Annotated in this window: 2 tRNA genes and 2 rRNA genes; all 4 read right to left on the bottom strand. The window is 48.8% G+C overall.

The features are described 5' to 3' along the window. Positions 1-104, bottom strand: a 5S ribosomal RNA gene (gene rrf / locus OQX62_RS25010); the annotation flags it as partial. A gap of 169 nt (positions 105-273) precedes the next feature. Next, a 23S ribosomal RNA gene (locus OQX62_RS25005) occupies positions 274-3,153 on the bottom strand. Between the two features lie 243 nt (positions 3,154-3,396). Continuing rightward, a tRNA-Ala gene (locus OQX62_RS25000) sits at positions 3,397-3,473 on the bottom strand. A 16-nt stretch (positions 3,474-3,489) separates the two neighbouring features. Further along, positions 3,490-3,563 (bottom strand) — tRNA-Ile (locus tag OQX62_RS24995). Positions 3,564-3,567 lie beyond the last annotated feature (4 nt).

Below are 3,567 nucleotides of genomic sequence, written 5' to 3'. Positions count from 1 at the left end.
CCGACCTACTCTCCCACGTGTTACCGCAGTACCATCGGCTCTGGTGGGCTTAACTTCTCTGTTCGGAATGGGAAGAGGTGGACACCACCGATATAGGCACCTAAATGTCTGTACCGTACAGCTCTCGCTGTGCGTTTGTTTTTTTATGCTTTCGCATACAATATTTGAATATGTTTTTAGATTCGGATGATCCGCTGTGCGAACCTTCCTGGTCTCAAACAATGACATGTTATTGAAAGAAGTTAGTTTGAAGAACAAACAACAGTTTATTGCTCTTGAAAGCTTCGGATGATTAGTATTACTCGACTATGCTGTCACCAGCTTTACATCTGTAACCTATCAACGTAGTAGTCTGCTACGGTCCTATATGGAATTCTCATCTCGTGGCTAGTTTCGCACTTAGATGCTTTCAGCGCTTATCTATTCCCAACGTAGCTACTCTGCAATGCCCCTGGCGGAACAACAGATTCACTAGAGGTTAGTCCAACCCGGTCCTCTCGTACTAAGGTCAGCCCCACTCAAAATTCCTACGCCCACAACAGATAGGGACCGAACTGTCTCGCGACGTTCTGAACCCAGCTCGCGTGCCACTTTAATCGGCGAACAGCCGAACCCTTGGGACCTTCTCCAGCCCCAGGATGTGACGAGCCGACATCGAGGTGCCAAACCTCCCCGTCGATATGAGCTCTTGGGGGAGATCAGCCTGTTATCCCCAGCGTACCTTTTATCCTTTGAGCGATGGCCCTTCCATGCAGAACCACCGGATCACTATATCCGTCTTTCGACCCTGCTCGGCTTGTCTGCCTCACAGTCAAGCAAGCTTATGCTATTGCACTCCTCATACGGTTACCAAGCGTATTGAGCTTACCTTTGAAAGCCTCCGTTACCTTTTTGGAGGCGACCACCCCAGTCAAACTACCCATCAAACAATGTCCCCCCCGAAAGGGGTTAGACACCGAACACAAAAAGGGTGGTATTTCAACGTTGACTCCACAACACCTGGCGATGCCGCTTCACAGTCTCCCACCTATCCTACACATCCTGTATCCAATGTCAATGTTAAATTGTAGTGAAGGTGCATGGGGTCTTTCCGTCCCGTTGCGGGTACCCGGCGTCTTCACCGGGACCACAATTTCACCGAGCTCATGGCTGAGACAGCGCCCAGATCGTTACACCATTCGTGCAGGTCGGAACTTACCCGACAAGGAATTTCGCTACCTTAGGACCGTTATAGTTACGGCCGCCGTTTACTGGGGCTTCAATTCAATGCTTCGGTTTAACCCTAACATCCCCTCTTAACCTTCCAGCACCGGGCAGGTGTCAGGCCTTATACTTCATCTTTCGATTTTGCAAAGCCATGTGTTTTTGTTAAACAGTCGCCTGGGCCTTTTCACTGCGGCTGACATTGCTGCCAGCGCCCCTTCTCCCGAAGTTACAGGGCCATTTTGCCGAGTTCCTTAGCCATGATTCACTCGAGCGCCTTAGAATTCTCTTCCCGGATACCTGTGTCGGTTTGCGGTACGGGTTTTTATAACCTGAAGCTTAGCGGTTTTTCTTGGAAGTCTGATTACCTGCGCTATCCACTTGCCCGAAGGCGCGCGGTACTATCGACGTTCAGCTAGAGTGGCGGATTTGCCTACCTCTCCAATACCTACAGTCTTTAACGATCTATTCCGTCAGATCGCGGCAGTGTCACTACTCCGTCCCCACATCGCAGTTATAAAAAGTACTGGAATATTAACCAGTTGTCCATCGAATTTCCCCTTCGGGTTCTCCTTAGGCCCCGACTAACCCTGATCCGATTAGCGTTGATCAGGAAACCTTATCCTTTCGGCGGGCAGGTTTCTCGCCTGCCTTATCGTTACTTATGCCTACATTTGCTTTTCCAGAAGCTCCACCACAACTTACGTCATAACTTCGCTGCCGCTGGAATGCTCCCCTACCGTAATATTTAATATTACCCATAGCTTCGGTATACTACTTAATGCCCGTTTATTATCCATGCACGATCGCTCGACTAGTGAGCTGTTACGCACTCTTTAAATGAATGGCTGCTTCCAAGCCAACATCCTAGCTGTCTGTGCAATCGCACCTCGTTAGTTCAACTTAGTAGTAATTTTGGGACCTTAGCTGATGGTCTGGGTTCTTTCCCTCTCGGCCCGTGACCTTAGCACCCCGGGCCTCACTGCCGTGTATATTTGATAGCATTCGGAGTTTGTCTGGATTTGGTAGGATTTGACTCCCCCGCACCCAATCAGTAGCTCTACCTCTATCAAACTCAACCACGACGCTGTTCCTAAAAACATTTCGGGGAGTACGAGCTATTTCCCAGTTTGATTAGCCTTTCACCCCTACCCACAGATCATCCGGAAACTTTTCAACGTTTATCGGTTCGGTCCTCCAGTACGTGTTACCGCACCTTCAACCTGTCCATGGGTAGATCACAAGGTTTCGCGTCTACCTCCCCTGACTATACGCCCTATTCAGACTCGCTTTCGCTTCGGATCCGTGTCTTAAACACTTAACCTTGCCAGAGAAGAGTAACTCGTAGGCTCATTATGCAAAAGGCACGCCGTCACGCCACCTGGACGCTCCGACCGCTTGTAAGTACACAGTTTCAGGTTCTATTTCACTCCCCTGTTCGGGGTTCTTTTCACCTTTCCCTCACGGTACTGGTTCACTATCGGTCTCTCAGGAGTATTTAGCCTTACCGGATGGTGCCGGCAGATTCCCACAAGGCGTCTCCGACCTCGCGGTACTCAGGATACTACTAGGCTAATGTCCCTTACATGTACACGGCTCTCACGTTGTCTCGCCAGGCTTCCCATCCTGTTCCATTTCAATTCATTAATACCACATCGTAGTCCTACAACCCCAGTCATGCCGTAACAAAACTGGTTTGGGCTCTTTCCCGTTCGCTCGCCACTACTTAGGAAATCATTATTATTTTCTCTTCCTCTGCTTACTTAGATGTTTCAGTTCGGCAGGTTTGCGCACCGCAGTGCGACTGGTCTTCAACCAGCCAGGTTTCCCCATTCGGAAATCTCCGGATTAATTCATATTTGCTAATACCCGAAGCTTATCGCAGCTTATCACGTCCTTCATCGCCTCTGAGAGCCAAGGCATCCCCTGTGTACTCTTTCTTACTTTCTTCTCTCCATAGCCTTTTGCGCCTATGGAAATGCTTTTTTATTCATGTTGTTAATCTTTGCTGTACGTTCATGTCCCTTGATTGCTCAAGTTTCATTTGCGTTCAGTAAGTGCCAACAACGTCTCTATTGTTGTTTGCTCTTCTTTATTAACTTCTTCCAATATGTCAAAGAACTTTTCTATCCCCGGTCGGCCATCTTGCGATAACTTCCCTATTTCTATGCCTTTTATCTTAGGCATGGGTGATGGTGGAGAATAACGGAGTCGAACCGTTGACCTCCTGCGTGCAAGGCAGGCGCTCTAGCCAGCTGAGCTAATCCCCCTTAAGATTGTACTATGTAGTCCCGAGCAGATTTGAACTGCTGACCCCTACATTATCAGTGTAGTGCTCTAACCAACTGAGCTACGGGACTATTT

Source organism: Pedobacter sp. MR2016-24 (assembly GCF_026239655.1).
GTDB lineage: Bacteria > Bacteroidota > Bacteroidia > Sphingobacteriales > Sphingobacteriaceae > Pedobacter.
This window is presented reverse-complemented; position numbering and strand designations above follow the sequence as displayed.